General features: G+C 67.4%; 13 protein-coding genes and 1 pseudogene. 6 read left to right on the top strand and 8 right to left on the bottom strand.

Features of this window, described 5'->3' with window-relative positions:
- Positions 1-12 precede the first annotated feature (12 nt).
- The 5 genes from hisD to WKC72_RS40275 all read right to left on the bottom strand — a co-directional run bounded on the left by hisD (position 13) and on the right by WKC72_RS40275 (position 6343).
- Positions 13-1374: a histidinol dehydrogenase gene (gene hisD, locus WKC72_RS40255; RefSeq protein ID WP_370184772.1), complete on the bottom strand. Its 1362-nt coding sequence runs from the start codon at positions 1372-1374 to the stop codon at positions 13-15.
- Between the two features lie 189 nt (positions 1375-1563).
- Entirely contained in the window at positions 1564-2499 is a 936-nt protein-coding gene (locus tag WKC72_RS40260; RefSeq protein WP_370184774.1) for a LysR family transcriptional regulator, read from the bottom strand.
- Between the two features lie 505 nt (positions 2500-3004).
- Positions 3005-4513, bottom strand: a complete 1509-nt coding sequence (locus tag WKC72_RS40265) for a cytosine permease (RefSeq protein WP_370184776.1) — start codon at positions 4511-4513, stop codon at positions 3005-3007.
- Positions 4510-5355 (bottom strand): nitrilase-related carbon-nitrogen hydrolase, encoded by an 846-nt coding sequence (locus WKC72_RS40270; protein WP_370184778.1) that lies wholly within the window; start codon positions 5353-5355, stop codon positions 4510-4512. The genes WKC72_RS40265 and WKC72_RS40270 overlap by 4 nt, the downstream gene beginning before the upstream one ends.
- An 805-nt stretch (positions 5356-6160) precedes the next feature.
- Entirely contained in the window at positions 6161-6343 is a 183-nt protein-coding gene (locus WKC72_RS40275) for a hypothetical protein (protein WP_370185560.1), read from the bottom strand.
- A 32-nt stretch (positions 6344-6375) separates the two neighbouring features.
- Here WKC72_RS40275 and WKC72_RS40280 point away from each other — a divergent pair.
- Positions 6376-6618 (top strand): annotated as a pseudogene (locus tag WKC72_RS40280) (AMP-dependent synthetase); the annotation flags it as partial.
- Between the two features lie 347 nt (positions 6619-6965).
- Here the strand turns inward: WKC72_RS40280 and WKC72_RS40285 are convergent.
- From WKC72_RS40285 to WKC72_RS40295, 3 genes are all read right to left on the bottom strand, one after another.
- Positions 6966-7724 (bottom strand): nucleotidyl transferase AbiEii/AbiGii toxin family protein, encoded by a 759-nt coding sequence (locus WKC72_RS40285; RefSeq protein ID WP_370184780.1) that lies wholly within the window; start codon positions 7722-7724, stop codon positions 6966-6968.
- Positions 7721-8368, bottom strand: coding sequence for a type IV toxin-antitoxin system AbiEi family antitoxin (locus tag WKC72_RS40290; RefSeq protein WP_370184782.1), 648 nt, complete (start codon positions 8366-8368; stop codon positions 7721-7723). Before WKC72_RS40290 ends, WKC72_RS40285 begins: the two co-directional genes overlap by 4 nt.
- A 670-nt stretch (positions 8369-9038) precedes the next feature.
- Positions 9039-9362, bottom strand: a complete 324-nt coding sequence (locus tag WKC72_RS40295) for a hypothetical protein (protein ID WP_370184784.1) — start codon at positions 9360-9362, stop codon at positions 9039-9041.
- Positions 9363-9752: 390 nt separating this feature from the next.
- Between WKC72_RS40295 and istA the strand changes: the two genes are divergently transcribed.
- From istA to WKC72_RS40320, 5 genes are all read left to right on the top strand, one after another.
- The gene (gene istA, locus WKC72_RS40300) at positions 9753-11252 is read left to right on the top strand and encodes an IS21 family transposase (RefSeq protein ID WP_370184786.1); all 1500 of its coding nucleotides are present in this window, start codon (positions 9753-9755) and stop codon (positions 11250-11252) included.
- Positions 11249-12022 (top strand): IS21-like element helper ATPase IstB, encoded by a 774-nt coding sequence (gene istB, locus WKC72_RS40305; protein WP_029537648.1) that lies wholly within the window; start codon positions 11249-11251, stop codon positions 12020-12022. The genes istA and istB overlap by 4 nt, the downstream gene beginning before the upstream one ends.
- A gap of 427 nt (positions 12023-12449) precedes the next feature.
- The gene (locus tag WKC72_RS40310; RefSeq protein WP_370184788.1) at positions 12450-12947 is read left to right on the top strand and encodes a DUF2510 domain-containing protein; all 498 of its coding nucleotides are present in this window, start codon (positions 12450-12452) and stop codon (positions 12945-12947) included.
- Positions 12944-13177 (top strand): hypothetical protein, encoded by a 234-nt coding sequence (locus WKC72_RS40315; protein WP_370184790.1) that lies wholly within the window; start codon positions 12944-12946, stop codon positions 13175-13177. The genes WKC72_RS40310 and WKC72_RS40315 overlap by 4 nt, the downstream gene beginning before the upstream one ends.
- A 199-nt stretch (positions 13178-13376) precedes the next feature.
- Entirely contained in the window at positions 13377-14699 is a 1323-nt protein-coding gene (locus WKC72_RS40320) for a VWA domain-containing protein (protein WP_370184792.1), read from the top strand.
- Positions 14700-14714 lie beyond the last annotated feature (15 nt).

The raw sequence follows: 14714 nt of genomic DNA on the forward strand, positions 1-14714 counted from the left end.
CGCCGTGAGCGGCTATCGCTGGTCGCGGGTGACCGCCGGGGTGCCGTCGAAGGTGCCGGAGAATCGGCCGACCTTGTCGATTCGGATCGTCGCGGTCGCCTCGTGGGCGGCCAGGCCCTCGAACGCCGAAATCCGTTCCACGGCCGGAGCCAGCGCGGGGGTGGCCTCCTTCTGCGCCCGCTGGTAGGTCAGCGGCTTGAGGAACCGCGAGACCGACAGGCCCGCGTTGTAGCGGGCGGTCTTACCCGTCGGGAGCACGTGGTTGGTTCCGGCGATTCCCTTGTCGGAGTATGCCACTGTGCTCCACGGCCCGAGGAACAACGACCCGTAGTTCCGCAGTTCCTTGAGGTAGAAATCGTCGTCCGCGGTTTGGATCTCGAGGTGCTCGGGCCCGAGGACATCCGATACCGCCACTGCCTGGGTGCGGTCGGTCGCGAGAATGACCGAACCGAAGTCCCGCCAGGCCGCACCCGCGACCTCGCGGGTAGCGAGGCTGTCGAGTTGCCGGTCGACCGCCTCGATTACCCTGCGGCCCAGCTCTTCCGAGGTGGTGATCAACGCGGCGGGCGAGTTCGGCCCGTGCTCGGCCTGACCGAGCAGATCCGCGGCCACCCATTCCGGGTCGGCGGTCTCGTCGGCCAGGACCGCCACCTCCGAGGGGCCGGCAAGCAAATCGATGCCCACCTGACCGAACAGCTGCCGCTTGGCCTCGGTGACGAACGCATTGCCGGCGCCGACGAGCATGTCGATCGGAGCCTCACCGAGCAACCCGAACGCCATCGCGCCGAGCGCCTGCACGCCGCCGATCGCGAAGACCCGGTCCGCCCGAGACAGGTACGCCCCGTAGAGGACGGCAGGGTGCGCGCCGTGCTCACCGGACGGCGGGGTGCACGAGAGGACGGTGGGCACACCCGCGGCCTTGGCCACCCCGACGGTCATGAACGCGCTGGCCAGCAGCGGGAATCGGCCCGCCGGAAGATAGGCGCCGACGCGGGTGATCGGGATGTACTGCTGACCGCCAACCACGCCGGGGGCGAGTTCGATCTCGAAATCGGTCAGGTGCTCACGCTGGGTGACGGCGAACCGGTTCGTGCGCTCGTAGCCGAGTTCGAGGGCGGCACGGACATCGGAGGGAAGGGCGTCGCCGCTTTTGCGGAGCTGCTCGGCGCTGATCTCGAGGTCGCCGGACCACCCGTCGAGCTCCCGGGAGTAGGAGCGGACGGCGTCGAGACCGGTGCGCTCGATGTGCGACAACATTTCCGAGACCCGTTCGACGACCTTCGGGTCGCGCTGTGCGGGGGGACCGTCGACGGCGGGCTTCTTGAGCCAGGTGAGGGGGCCGAGGGCCCGGGCTTCTTCAGGTGTGATCTGCATGTCAGTGACGGTAGGCGCTCCGCGGCTATAGGACTAGAGGAGTGATTCCTAGGGGTATCACAGGAAAACCCTATAGCAAAGAGTGCGTTCTGCTGTAGGGAAGTGGGGTGCACAGTCAGACCGAGAGTGGTTGCGTGCCACCATTGCGCGAGCGGACCGGGTGGTCGGTGGGTCCCTCGGTCTGCGGGATCAGCGCCGTGCGGGCTGGGTTCGTGCGTGCTCGCCGCCAGAAATCTCGCGGATCGTGTCCTCGGCCAGTCGCGCGAACTCTCGGGTGGCATTCGACAGGGGCCGGCCTCGGTGCTGAGCCAGGGCGATGGTGTCGTAGAGCGGCTCTGCGAATGGTGCGGTGTGCAAGCCTTTCGGGAACGTTGCGCCAGCGATGACGGCTCGACTGGCTATCGTGTCGCCTACTTTTGCCGCCACGAGTTTCAGTGCCGCCTCGACATGTTCGATCTCGATCTGCGGTTCGATGCGGACACCGGCGAGCTGGGCCCGTTCGGCGAGCTGGCGGCGGGTGGGGTCGTTCCATCCGTAATGCACATCGTACAACACGAGTTTCGCGGCCGCGAAGCGCGTGATGGTCACCGGCTCGGCGGTGCGGGCGGAGTCGGCGCTGATGTAGAAGACCTCGTCGCGCATCAGCGGTCGCACGGTCAATTCGTCGTCGTCGATCGGCAAAACCACAAGGCCGGCCTCGATCTCTCCGGCGGCGATGGACGCGGCAGTCTCCGCGGAGTTCTGACCCACCAGCCGAACTCGCACGGCGGGGTACCGGGAGTGAAAGGTCTGCACCAGATTCGACAGCATGTAATAGTCGGCGTTGCGTGGAACGCCGAAGGTTGCGGTGCCGCCCTCCAGGGAGCCGAGCGAGTGGACCGCCTGGGTCCCGGCGTCCGCGGCGTGCAGAGCCTGCTGCGCGTAGGGCAGCAACTCCTGCCCCGCCGCGGTCAGCGAGAGCCGGCGGCTGCCGCGGACAAACAGTTGCGCCTCGAGTTCATCCTCGAGGCGGCGCACCAACTCCGAGATCGATGCCTGCGCCACCTGCAGGATGTCTGCCGCCGCGGTAAACGACCCGAGCCGCTCGGCCTCCGCGAAGGCCCGAAGCTGATTCAGCGTCGTCACGATACCTCTCTACCTCTTCGTCGGGCTCCGCAGTCCGACAAACCCTCCCGGCGGACGGTGCACCACCACAGGCGAAATACCGCACGCGCACCCGGGACGCCAAGGCATTGGGAACTGTAAGTATAGGACGACCCTATCAAGAATAATTCAGGTAAGGGATAACCCTTTCCCGCCCTCGAAACGACGTGGGAATCCGGGTTGATGCGAATCGTGACTGTGCATGGGGTCAGCCAAGCGCTGCGGCAGGAGATCCGCGACGAGAACCCGCCAGGGAATCCTTGGGCCTTGCAGCCGATATGCGCACGCTAGTGTCCGTGCGCTGCGGTGGCCTGGACAGCGCGAGCCGACTCCGGCGGGCTCAATGGCGACGCTCGGTGGCGGATCCCAGACGCCCGCAGCACGGTCGGCGAAGCGGCGCCATCCCGGCGATGGGCACATACGTGCCCGACGAGTGTTGTCGGGTCGGCTACCCACCCAACCGGGTTTCCAGTGTCCGGGGCGCGCTCTAAGTCTCCACCGGCGCAGCGAGACCGGCGAAACTGACGGCCTCGACTCCGTGCGACCGGGCATCGGCCTGGGCGCGCTCTCGTTCGGCGGCAAGGTCGAGTGATCGCCCGAGTATTCCGTACGCGACGGCGGAGCCGAGGAGGCCGACGAAGAGTGCGACGTCCACCCCTCCCATCGCCGACGCCACCGGGCCGGTGTACCAGATGGTGACCACGAACGGGATCATGGCCGCAATGCCGAAGGCGTACGCGGTCAGTCCCCGCCATCCCCAGGTGCGGTAGATTCCTCCGTGCGGGATGAAGATCTCGCGGATGGCGTAGTGCCCGCGCCGCACGAAGTAGTAGTCGACCAGATTGACCGACGTCCACGGCACGAGCAGGTATAGCAACACCACCAGGAAGCTGCCGAAATTCGCCAGAAACTCACCACTCGAGACGACCGCGCCGCCGAGCCCGGCCGACGCGACGATCGTGCAGGCGATCACCCGCATCGCGCGGGTGGGCCGGAGTGCCTTGAAGCAGTCGACCATGGTGATCAACTCGATCGAGGCCGCGTAGATGTTCACGGTGATCACCGTGATCAGCGCGGGTAGCGCCGAGAGCAGAAGCCAGAACCCCGACCCGGGCAGGATCTGGTCCGCCGTGTGCTGCACCGCCTGCAGTGGGGACAGGCCGGCGAACAGGGCGGCCACCAGCGCGCCGAGCGTCATCAGCCAGCCCGCACCGACGAAGATGCCACCGTAGGTGAACAGAAGGGCTCTGCGGGGACTTGTCTGGGGTGGAAGGTAGCGGGAGTAGTCGGAGACATACGGTGCCCACCCCAACGCATAGGCCGCCGCGGCGCCGAATTGCACCAGGAACGCGGCCCAGTCGAATCCGGCGAGGCCGAGCTGCTGGGCCGGGAACGGGAGAACGATGATCGCCGCGACGGTGAAGACACCGAACGTCATCAGACACAGCCAGGTCAGCCAGGTCTGAGTCCGGTGGATCCAGTGGTAGCCGAAAATCGCGAGGGTCAGCGCAAGCACCGTGACGAGGACACACCACCCATCGTGCGCGTCGATGCCCGTCGTGATCGTCAGGACGTCCGAGGCAAGCATTTGATTGAAGATGTTGAAACCGACGATGCTGAACACGACCACCGCACAGATCACCACGACGCCGCGGTAGCCGAACTGGGCCCGGGACTGGATCATCTGCGGGAGCCCCAGCTGGGGGCCCTGCGCGGAATGGAACGCGGTGAACACCGTTCCGACTGCGACGCCGAGCACAATCGCTAACACCGAGGTCATCAACGTCGCGCCCAGTGCCGCCCCCACCATGCCGGTGGCGAGGGTAGTGAGGTTGGCGTTTGACATGAACCACAGCGGGAACAGCGTCGACGGCGTGCCGCGCCGCTCGGTCAGCGGGATCCAGTCGATCGATTTGGTCTCGACCGTGCCGCGCGCGGGCGTGGCGATGGGTTGTCGGGAGGTCGCGGAGTCCTCGGGCATGGCATCCTCGCTCACAGGGTCGACCTCGCGGGTGAGTGCGGGGTGGGGGTCAGGTCGTAGAGGTCGGGACGGCGGTCGCCGAACAAATCGTTGTAGTCGCCGAGGGCTTTGTCTCCCGGCTCCGGCAGGTCCACCAGAGCATGGGCGATCCTGGCACGATCGTCGGCCTCCGCGCATACCCAGCCATCGGGGGAAATCACGGCGCTGCCTCCGGTCCACTCGACTCCGCGTTCGTGGCCGCGGCGGTCGGCGATGACCATCGCCAGCCGGGATGACCGGGCGGCCGCCATCGCCTGGATGGTCTCCGGTGCCCGTTCCCTGGGCGGGCGCGGAACGAGGGGCCAATTCACCGGAAGGGCAAGGATTTCGGCGCCGGACAGAGCGAGCCGACGCGGTACCTCGGGGAACTCGTTGTCGTAGCAGATCGCGATCCCGATCCTGCCGATGGGGGTGGCGACGATGGCGCCGGCCTCCGAACCGCGCGTAAAGATTTCGGTCTCGGCCGCCCAGAGGTGGGCCTTCCGATATCGCGCGAGAATTCGGTGACGGGTGAGCACGAGGGCTGAATTGAACAGGCGGTCACCGGCGAGTTCACAAAAGCCGACCACACCGACCGTACCGTCGGGCAGCTGCGATGCCACGGAGATGAGCTGTTGATCGTCGGCGGTCAGTGCCAGCGATCGGGCCTCGCACGCATCCTCGAAGACATACCCACTGGTGGCGAGCTCGGGCAACACGATCAAGCGGGCACCGGCCGCAGCGCCGCGGGCGAAACCGGCGCGAATACTCTCCAAATTGTGGTCCATATCGCCGACACGGATATCGGGCTCGACCGCCGCGACCTCGACAGTGCGCACTATCTCACTCCTTGGGTCGATGAAGTGGGGCTGGCCGAGCCGCAGCCGGAATCCGACGAGCGAGCCCGGTGGCGCCCGTCCCGGGCGACCGTGCACCCGAGGTTCAGGCGCTGCTCGGGTCGACGCGACGAACTTGACGTGGCGGCCCCGACGGGTCGGGGTGGGGGTGGCTGGCGACTGGTGCTCGACATGGCAGTACGGTAGGTGCTCGTTCCGTCACAGGTCTAGATGGCAGTTCCCTGAGGGCAGCACAGGCTTATCCTGTGCGTGGTGGCGGGGGCCCTTGTCCTCGAGTTGTGAAGTGGACGATCGGCGACTCCGGGTCACCGACCATCCGACCGACTCGCCCTGGCCTCCATGTCGACAACATTGAGTTGTGCCACGCCGAGGGTTACGAGAGGAGCCACACCCGGTACTTCCCGTCCGCCCACCTGCGCCGACCTATGCAGCGAACCGGCCCCCAATCGGGGACCCTGCATCAATTCCCGAGCTGGGGTCGCCACCGCAACTGGGTGCATTGTCCGCGGTGTCGGATGCGGAAGATGCGCGCGCAATCGGCATCATGACGCGAAAACGCGCTGGCGAGTACAGTATCCGGCGCCGGTGCACCGCCCGTTCGGCACCGCCCCGGATTCTCGACGACCGCGTTCGCCCGGGCCTCGGTGTCGGGCAGTGCCGAAACCGGTGCCGCTGTGCGCGGCGGGGCGAAGCTGTCCGGCGCCACGGTGCAAACCCGTGACACTCCGGGCAGGAGCGAAACGGGAACGGCCCGGCGCTGCGGCAGAACCGCGTGATGTCATCCGGGTCAGTGGTCTTCCTCGACCAGTCGATCGAGGAAGGCGGTGGAGACGGATTCCCATCCGGTGTGCCAGCGGCCTGCGACCTGGTCGTCGCGAAGCCCGTGCAGCAGCGCCAGCACGTGCGGTCCGCCGTCGAGAAGGTACTGTGCCAGACCCGCATCGGCGCACCGAGAGGCAATCGAGGCCACCAGCTCTTTGGCCGAGTCGACCTGCCCGGTCGCACGAGCACGTCGTCGAGGCCGCCGTCGTCGGCATGCCCGATCAGCTGCGCGGTGAGGTGCTCGAGGCGTTCGTGGTGCTCCACGACGGTGTCGAGGGCACCGACGAGCTCGCGGCGGAACTGCAGCAGCTGGTCAAGCGTAAGTTCGCGGCGCACGCCTACCCGCGGACCGTGCACTTCGTGCCCCGGCTGCCGAAGACGCCCAGCGGCAAGATCCAGCGCTACATCCTGCGGCAGGGCTGATCGGCCCCGGCGGCGGGGCGGTCCGTCGTGGTGCGCCCCGACTCTGACGGAAGGTCTCATCACACGGAAGGTGAGATTCATGGGAGCGTCGAGGAAATATCCAGAGGAGCTGAAGGAGCGGGCGACGCGGGTAGGCGCTCGAGGCCCGTCGCGACCCGAGCGCATCGGCTGGAGCGATCGCGCGGATCGCGGACCAGCTCGGTGTGCATCGAGAGGTGCTGCGGACCTGGGGCTCGGCAGGCCCAGATCGATGACGGCAACCGACGGGCACCATGACCGACGATGCTGACGTGAGCTGTGGGTATGCGAGCGCGAAAACCCCACCGGGGAAATGGGTTCGGGATGCGTCAGGGGTGGGATGTGAGGTGGTCCCATACTGTGCGGACGGTGTGGAGGGCGTCGGGTGCGGTGATGGTGAGTCGGGTTTGGCCGGCGAGTTGTATGTGCCATTCGTTGTCGCTGGGTGGGCGGGTGAAGACGTAGGTGCCGGGGTTCTTCCCGGTGGGCCCGTGTTTGCGGAACAGTGCGGCGGTCTCGGGGTTGATGGCGCCGATGTTGGTCAGTGCCCAGAGGTCCCAGAGGTCGCGGGCGGCGGCGCGGTCGCACCAGGTGGCGGTTTTGGAGGCGGCGAATGCGGGCAGGGTGGGCACGAGCAGCCGGGCGGGTGGGGAGTCGGTGTAGCGCTGGATGAGGGTGCGGGGTTCGGTGGGCCAGAGGGTGCGGTCGGTGGAGGCGAGGAGGTGGATTTTCACCGCGAGGCCACTGGTGGTGTGGAGGGTGGCGGCGTCCACACTCGTGCCGGCGCTGAGCGGGGGCGCCCATGCGAGGCGACCGTATGCGCGTTGCAACGCTCTCGGGAGCGCTTTGTCGAGGTCGGCGGCCAGGGTACTGCGTCGTGGGTCGAGGGCGATGAGGTCGATGTCTTCGCTGAGGCGCCCGTCGGGCGGGTGTGTTCGGGCGAGGGCGGTGCCACCGATGAAGTGGAGTCGGTCGGCGAAATGGTCACTGAGGTAGGCGAGGAGCAGGGAGATGAGGTGGTCTCGTTCTACCTGTTCGGGGGCGACGCCGAACAGGTCGGCGACGCTGTCGCGTTCGTCGAGGTTCACGAGGCTGCCTGCACCCAGGTTTCGGCGCGGGCGAGGGCGGCGGTCAGTTTCTGCTCGGCGGCGAGGGTGGTGAGGCGTTCGCGGTCGCTGCGCCGGTAGAGCGAGGTGACGGCGGTGGGGATTTCGTTTTCGGCGTCGCCGAGGGCCGGCCACCGTGCCAGGTCGAGGACGGTCTGTTCCGGGGTGGTCACCAGCGCCGACCCGAGGGGGGTGTTCAGGCGTTCGGCGTCGAGTTCGGGGGTGTCGCGGCGGAGGAAACGGATGGTGGCGGTCCGGTCGGTGAGGGTGATGTTCCGGTGCCGGCGGGGGACGGCGACGACCGCGGTGGCCAGCGCCCGGGGGATCGCATGGTGGAGGCGGGCGGCGCTGATGCCCATCACGATCGCATGATCGGGTCCGTAGATCGTGGTGGCGATGCCGGCGGCGGTGGCTTCGAGGTTCGGGATCCACGGGCGCCCGGCCTGTTCCGGCGGTGTGACGATGTAGTAGCCGGGGGCGGCGCGGTGCAAGACGCCGCGTGTGACCAGGCGGGCAAGTTCGGGGCGGGGGTGGGCGTAGACGTCGGTGGCGTCTTGGGGGCGGAAGGTGCGCAAGGGCCGGCGGGCCAAGGTGGCGGGTACGGCGGTGCTGTGTGCCAGAGCCATGATGTCACCCTCCTTCAGGCGCGTTTCGTAGGGTTAAAGCCTACGAAACGCGCAGCACGAAAGCAAAGGGGTCAGGGCACGCAGTCGACGGCGCAGTGCTCGGTGAGCGCCTCTGGTCGAAGATCTCCGCCAGTCCGTCCGTACGCATGTGTCGACGGCGGGGACAAGGTGATCGATTCGGTGCGCGGCGACATCCCTGGTCGGTTGCCCTGTCATGCCCGCCTGGAGCGGTTGGTCCCGGTCGAGTCCTGAACCGGACGAGTAGTGCCATCTGGGCAGCGGAGATACGCGTCCCTTATCGCTCGCTCGTCGCGGCGATCGCGTCGGTGATCTGCCCGCGCTGCTCGGCGGTCAGGTCGCGGAGCCGGGCGTCGTCGGCGATGCCGAGCGTGACCATGACCCCGGCCGGCTCGATCCCGGATCCCGCGCATGTACGTGGTGAGGACGTCGGTGACGAGTAGGTCGGCGGCGATTCGGTCGCGTCGGCGGTCCGGCAGCGATGTTGGCGGTATGTGTCCGGACAGTAGGTCGTCGGTTCTCCTTTGACGCACGGCGTTCAGGCTGACGATTTTGTGGTCGTCGGGTTCGGGTGTCGGCGCTGGGGTTCCTCTCGGTATGGCAGGCGGCATCGGCGGATCACGCACAACGGGGTGGTGTGTTCGCGCCTGGCCTAACGTGTTCGGTCCGAGCTGCGAAGTCGGGATCGCCACCCGAGCCAGATGCCACCTGCGGCGAGGACGACACCGGCGAGGGCCAGTCCGGTCGCCGGCCAGTCGGCCACGAACGCGGTGGGGGTGGTTCGGGGGCCGGAAACGAGCCGGAGGGTGCAGTGGGCGGCGACGATGGGTATGCGTGCTCGGGTGAAGTGTTGTTCGGCGACGGCGAATCCGTACTGGGCGAGCACGTCCTCGGGGAAGGGGTGGTGTCCGCGACAGATCTCGGTTGGGGGATGAAAGATGAACGTGACCACGATGGTCGCGATCGCGGGCGACAACCGCGGCCAGCGCTCCCGCGCGGCGAATCAGCTGTCCAGGCCCAGCAGCGCCCGACTGTATGGGGCGGCGTCGGCCTTCTCCGCCTGTGCGACTGCAGACATGCGTGTTCCCCCTCGTTGTGCGCCGGATGGCGTTCCCCCGCCGTCACCGATCGTAAACGGAACCGACTTCAGGGACTCGGGTAGTTGCCAACGGACACGTCAGACTCCTTGTAGGCGGTCAGTTCGCTCCGGTTGGACGGACACGGTTTCTCCGGATCAGTGGACACGAGAATTCCGGGTCGGCGGACACGAAACAGCTGATTGACACGCTGGCGTAAATACCGGGCGGGGTTCCTTCGCCCGAGTTGGCTTGGTTTGCCGCGCAAACCAACCGACCGAAGGAACCCCATGACCAAGTGTGCCAGGGAAGTGATGGAGATCTTGGAGGCCTACGACCTGACCCAGTGTGCGCATTCGGCGGCGCAGCTGGTCGGGTGTGACGAGAAGACGGTGGCCCGGTATGTCGAGCTCCGCGACGCCGGCCGTGACCCGGCCGAGCGTGAGCGCCGCGCACGCTCGATCGACCCCTTCCTCGGGAAGATCGAGGAGCTGGTGGAGGCCTCACAGGGCCGGATCCGGGCGGACGTGGTGCACGACAAGCTCACCGCGATGGGCTTCGACGGCACCGACCGCACCACCCGCCGCGCGGTCGCCGAGCTCAAGGCGACCTACCGGGCCGGGCACCGCCGGAAGTATCGGCCCTGGATCCCGGAGCCGGGCATGTGGCTGCAGTTCGATTGGGGCGAGGGCCCGCGGGTCGGTGGCCGGCGAACCCAACTGTTCTGCGCATGGTTGTCGTGGTCGAGGTTCCGAGTGGTGGTGCCGGCGTGGGACCAGCAGCTCCCGACGTTGATCGCCTGCCTGGACACCACACTGCGCCGGATCGGTCGGGCACCGACGTATCTGCTGACCGACAATCCCCGAACCGTCACGATGGACCGGATCGCCGGCGTCCCCGTCCGACACCCCGACATCGTCTCCGCAGGAAAGCATTACGGCTGCGTCGTGCACACGTGTGAACCGTTCGACCCGGAATCGAAGGGCGGCGCCGAGCACACGGTCAAGATCGCGAAGGCCGATCTGGTGCCGACCGAGGCGAACTTGCTCGAGGAATACCCGAGTTTCGCCGAGCTCGTCGACGCATGTGAGCGGTGGTGCGAGAAGGTCAACGCCCGCCCGCATCGCGCCGTCGGGGCCGCCCCGGCCGAGCGGTTGGCCACCGAATTCGGGCGGCTGCACGTGCTGCCCGAGGATCCGCATCTGCTTGCCCTCGGTGAGGAGCGCCTCGTCGGCTTCGACCAGACCGTCAGCTGGGGAAACGTTCGGTACTCGACCCCGGACGGGCACCAAGGGACGAAGGTGCGGTGCCGGGTCACCGGCGACGAATTGGTGATCGTCGCCCGCACCGGAAGCGGTGTCGCGGAGATCGCCCGCCACCGACTGTCCACCCCGGGGAACCCGAGGATCGTCGCCGCGCATTACCCGCATCACCCCGACGACGGATCGGTGCTGCGCCTGCCCAAACCCCGCCCGCGCACCGCAGCCGAGATCGACTTCCTCGCCCTCGGAGAGGGCGCACACCGCTGGCTGACCGAGGCCGCCGCCGGAGGGGTCGTCCGGATCCGCCACAAGATGGCCAGGGCAGTCGAATTCGCCCACGTCCTCGGCGCCGGACGGGTCGATCAGGCATTGGCCGTGGCCGCGGCGGCGGACCGGTTCGGCGACGGGGATCTCGCCTCGATCCTCGACCACCTTGCCGCCGCCGCACAGCCCGGACCTGTGGTTGTGGTCGACGAAACCCACTCCACGCAACCCGGCACCGCCGGATGGGGCCGGGTGGGCGCATGAACAGCAATTCGGCGCCGCCCCTCCCCGACGAGCTGGCCAAGATCTGCACCCGCATGCGGCTGCCGTATCTGCGCAAGGCCGCCCCCGACGTGCTCGCGACCGCCCGGGCCCAACGCTGGGACCCGGCCGAGGTGGTGCGGGTGCTGCTGCAGGAGGAAGTCGTCGGCCGGGACGCCGCCACCCGGCGGATGCGCCGCAAGAACGCGAAATTCCCGACCGGCAAGACGTTCTCGTCGTGGCGCCCGGAGGAATCCTCGATTCCCGAGGCCACCCAGAACGCGCTCACCACGCTCGAATGGGTGCACCGCCGGGAGAATTTGGCCGTGTCCGGAGCGTCCGGGACGGGGAAGAGTCATTTCGTCGAAGCGCTCGCGCACGCCGCGATCGAGGCCGACCTGCGGGTGCTGTGGTTCACCCTCGAAACCCTCACCCAGACGGTGAACAAGGCGAAGGCCGACGGGTCGGTCGCCCGGACGGTGGCGAAGGTCTGCTCCTGCGATCTCGTGGTGGTCGATGACATCGGCATGCTGCCCGCCGGGCAGGACGCCGCCGAGGCGTTCTACCGCATCGTCGATGCCGCATACGAGCGCCGCTCGGTCGCCGTGACGTCGAACATTCACCCCTCGGGATTCGACACGATCATGCCGAAGACCCTGGCCACCGCTACTGTCGATCGGCTCCTGCACCACGCCCACGTCATCGTGACCAAGGGCGATTCACACCGCCTCGCCGACGCCCTCGCCGGCAAGGGCGTGCACCCACTCGACTAACGACGCGGACCAACGGCACCGGCCGCAACCGGTCTTCCACGACCACACATCCGGAATTTTGATGTCCACAGATCCGGAGATCTCATGTCCGCCCGCCCGGGCTTCCTCGTGTCCGTTGACAGTAGTTTCGTGTGCCTCGCGGTGTGTGGGTGTATGTGCGCCGATTACCTGCGGCCGCGTCGTCATAGCCCACCATAGAATCATCGACGGAGGGTGTGTCCCCCCGCCGAAAGGCCGTGTCGCTCGGTGTCATTCGCGCGATATTCAGGCTGAGGGTAGAAGGAGGTCACCGGACGCAGCGCGGCGGTGAAGGTGTCACAATCCACGGAGAATCCACAACCGTTTCCGAATCTCGAGGGGTAACGGAGGATCCACCGGCGCCTGACAGGCAGGCGGGCCCCAGCGCAGATCGAGGAGAACTCCCACAGTGACCGCTCCGACACCCCCGCCCGGATGGCACCAGGACCCGGCAGATGCGAACTTACTGCGCTACTGGGACGGAACACAGTGGACCGAGCAGACCCAACCGAAGCCGTCCCAGACACCCACTCCACAAAAGGAGGGCGGGGTGGGGAAGGTCCTGCTGATTCTGGTCGCGGTGCTGGTAGTCATGGGAATTCTCGGATCGGTCTTCGGTGGCGGTGACAAGGAGGACGACAGGCCGGCGGCCGCAGGACAACGACCGCCACAACGACACAGGTCACCACGACACGACCTACAACGACACGACCTACAACGACATCGGCGGCACCCTCGTCGGCCACTCCACCGGCCGCGGCCGCACCGACCACAACACAGGCCGCGGCCCCGCGACCTGCGGTTCCCGCGTCCGACCCGCGCTGCGCCCCGGCGAACGAAACGCTCGTTGCCCTCGTCGAGTCGGGGTTCTCCGCGTCCGGCCTGTCGCTCATCAACGGCACGGTGATCGACTCCGGCCCGTACACGTTCCACGGCGGCACCGCCGTCGACACGACCGGCAAGATGAAGAACCGCTCCGACGTCTGGGTGATCGCGAACGGCGCCGTCTACTCCTCGACCGGCGGAGCCCGCAACACCACCACCTGGCCCAAGGCCAGCGACGCCCCGCTGAAAATCTCCCCCGGTGACGAAATCGTCCAAGCCCTCGACACCTGCGTCATCAACCTGACACGGTGAGCGGGCACCAGTTCGATACTCGGTCGGTTCGTCGAACTGATGCCCGTGGGATCCGAACTGCGTAACGGGGGCCGGTCGCTACCCCCACGATGGAGTATCGAGGGCTGGACATGAATTCGCCCCGGCGACAGCCGGTTCTGCGCCACACCAGTTGACGAAGGAAAGGACTCGGTCCCACCTGAGGGGGCCGGCACACACCATGACCTCTCTGACTCGCGGAGCGAACAGCCCGATCGACACGGCAACCACGACGGTGGAGGTGACCGGCGCCCGGCAGGGAACTGTCGATCTGTTCGTCTTCCAGCTCGGTGCCGATTTGAAGGTGCGGACGGACGCCGATCTGGTGTTCTTCAACAACCCCAGCACCCCGGAGGGTGCGGTCACTCTCGCCGGCGAGCAGGTCACGCTGAGCCTCGGCACTGTCCCCGCAGCGATCGACACCCTCGCTGTAGCCGTCGCGCTGGATGAGAACGCGCCCGGCAGCCTGTCCCAGGTGCCCGGCCTGGCCGTGACGGTCACCCAGACCGGCGGTACCTCGTTCGAGATCCCAGCGGAGGGCCTGACCACCGAGCGGTCGGCGGTGCTGCTCGAGGTGTACCGGCGCAACGGGTCCTGGAAGGTGCGTAACCGGTCGGCCGGCTGGGGCGGGGGACTCGGCGCCCTGGTCACCGAGCACGGTGTCACTGTCGACGAAACCCCCGCGCAGACACCCACACCCACACCTACACAGGCGGCCGAACTCGTACGAACCGCTGGCGCGGCGGGCACTTCGGCGACCGTCGACGGGGACGGTGTTCGAACGGTTCCCGGCGAAGCCACGCTCTCTTTGGTCAAGCGGGAGAAGCTGAACCTGCAGAAACGGGAGGTCGCGAAAGTGCTCCTGCACAAGGGGGCCTCCAACCCGGTCGGCCGGGTCGTCCTGGTGATGGACAACACGGGGTCGATGTCCAAGCGGTACCGGTCCGGTGAGGTCAAGCGCATCATCGAGCGGATGGTGCCGGTCGCGACGCAGCTCGATTCGGACGGGAACCTCGAGGCCTATGCCTATGCCCAGCGGTTCGTGAAGTTGCCCGACGTCACCGTCGCCGACGCCGACACCTGGGTGAACACCTATGTCCACCTGCACGGCCGCCACGGTGACATCGATTTCGATGCGATCGGCGGCACCAACAACGAGATCCCGATCATGGAAGAGATCATCGGCACCCTCGACAAGTCCGCCGCGGTCCCGACCTTGGTGCTGTTCTTCACCGACGGCGGATTCCACGCAAAAGCTCAAATCACCACCCTGATGCGGACGGCGTCGGCGTTGCCGGCGTTCTGGCAGTTCATCGGAATCGGCAAGTCCAGCTTCGGTGTCCTCGAAAGGCTCGACAACCTGACCGGCCGACTCGTCGACAACGCCGGGTTCTTCGCGGTCGAGAACGTCGACACGCTCAGCAACGCGGCCCTGTACGAGTTGCTGCTCAGCGAGTACCCGGACTGGCTGCGTGCGGCACGGCAGGCCCGCGTTCTCAGCTGAAGCGCCTGGGGAAGC

Source organism: Rhodococcus wratislaviensis (assembly GCF_041228765.1).
Taxonomy (GTDB): Bacteria; Actinomycetota; Actinomycetes; order Mycobacteriales; family Mycobacteriaceae; genus Rhodococcus_F; species Rhodococcus_F wratislaviensis.

Excerpts from the sequence above, each read along its gene's own strand:
- hisD (WP_370184772.1), bottom strand. The coding sequence starts at position 1,374 with ATGCAGATCACACCTGAAGAAGCCCGGGCCCTCGGCCCCCTCACCTGG.
- WKC72_RS40290 (WP_370184782.1), bottom strand. The coding sequence starts at position 8,368 with ATGGCTCTGGCACACAGCACCGCCGTACCCGCCACCTTGGCCCGCCGG.
- istA (WP_370184786.1), top strand. The coding sequence starts at position 9,753 with ATGACCAAGTGTGCCAGGGAAGTGATGGAGATCTTGGAGGCCTACGAC.
- istB (WP_029537648.1), top strand. The coding sequence starts at position 11,249 with ATGAACAGCAATTCGGCGCCGCCCCTCCCCGACGAGCTGGCCAAGATC.
- WKC72_RS40320 (WP_370184792.1), top strand. The coding sequence starts at position 13,377 with ATGACCTCTCTGACTCGCGGAGCGAACAGCCCGATCGACACGGCAACC.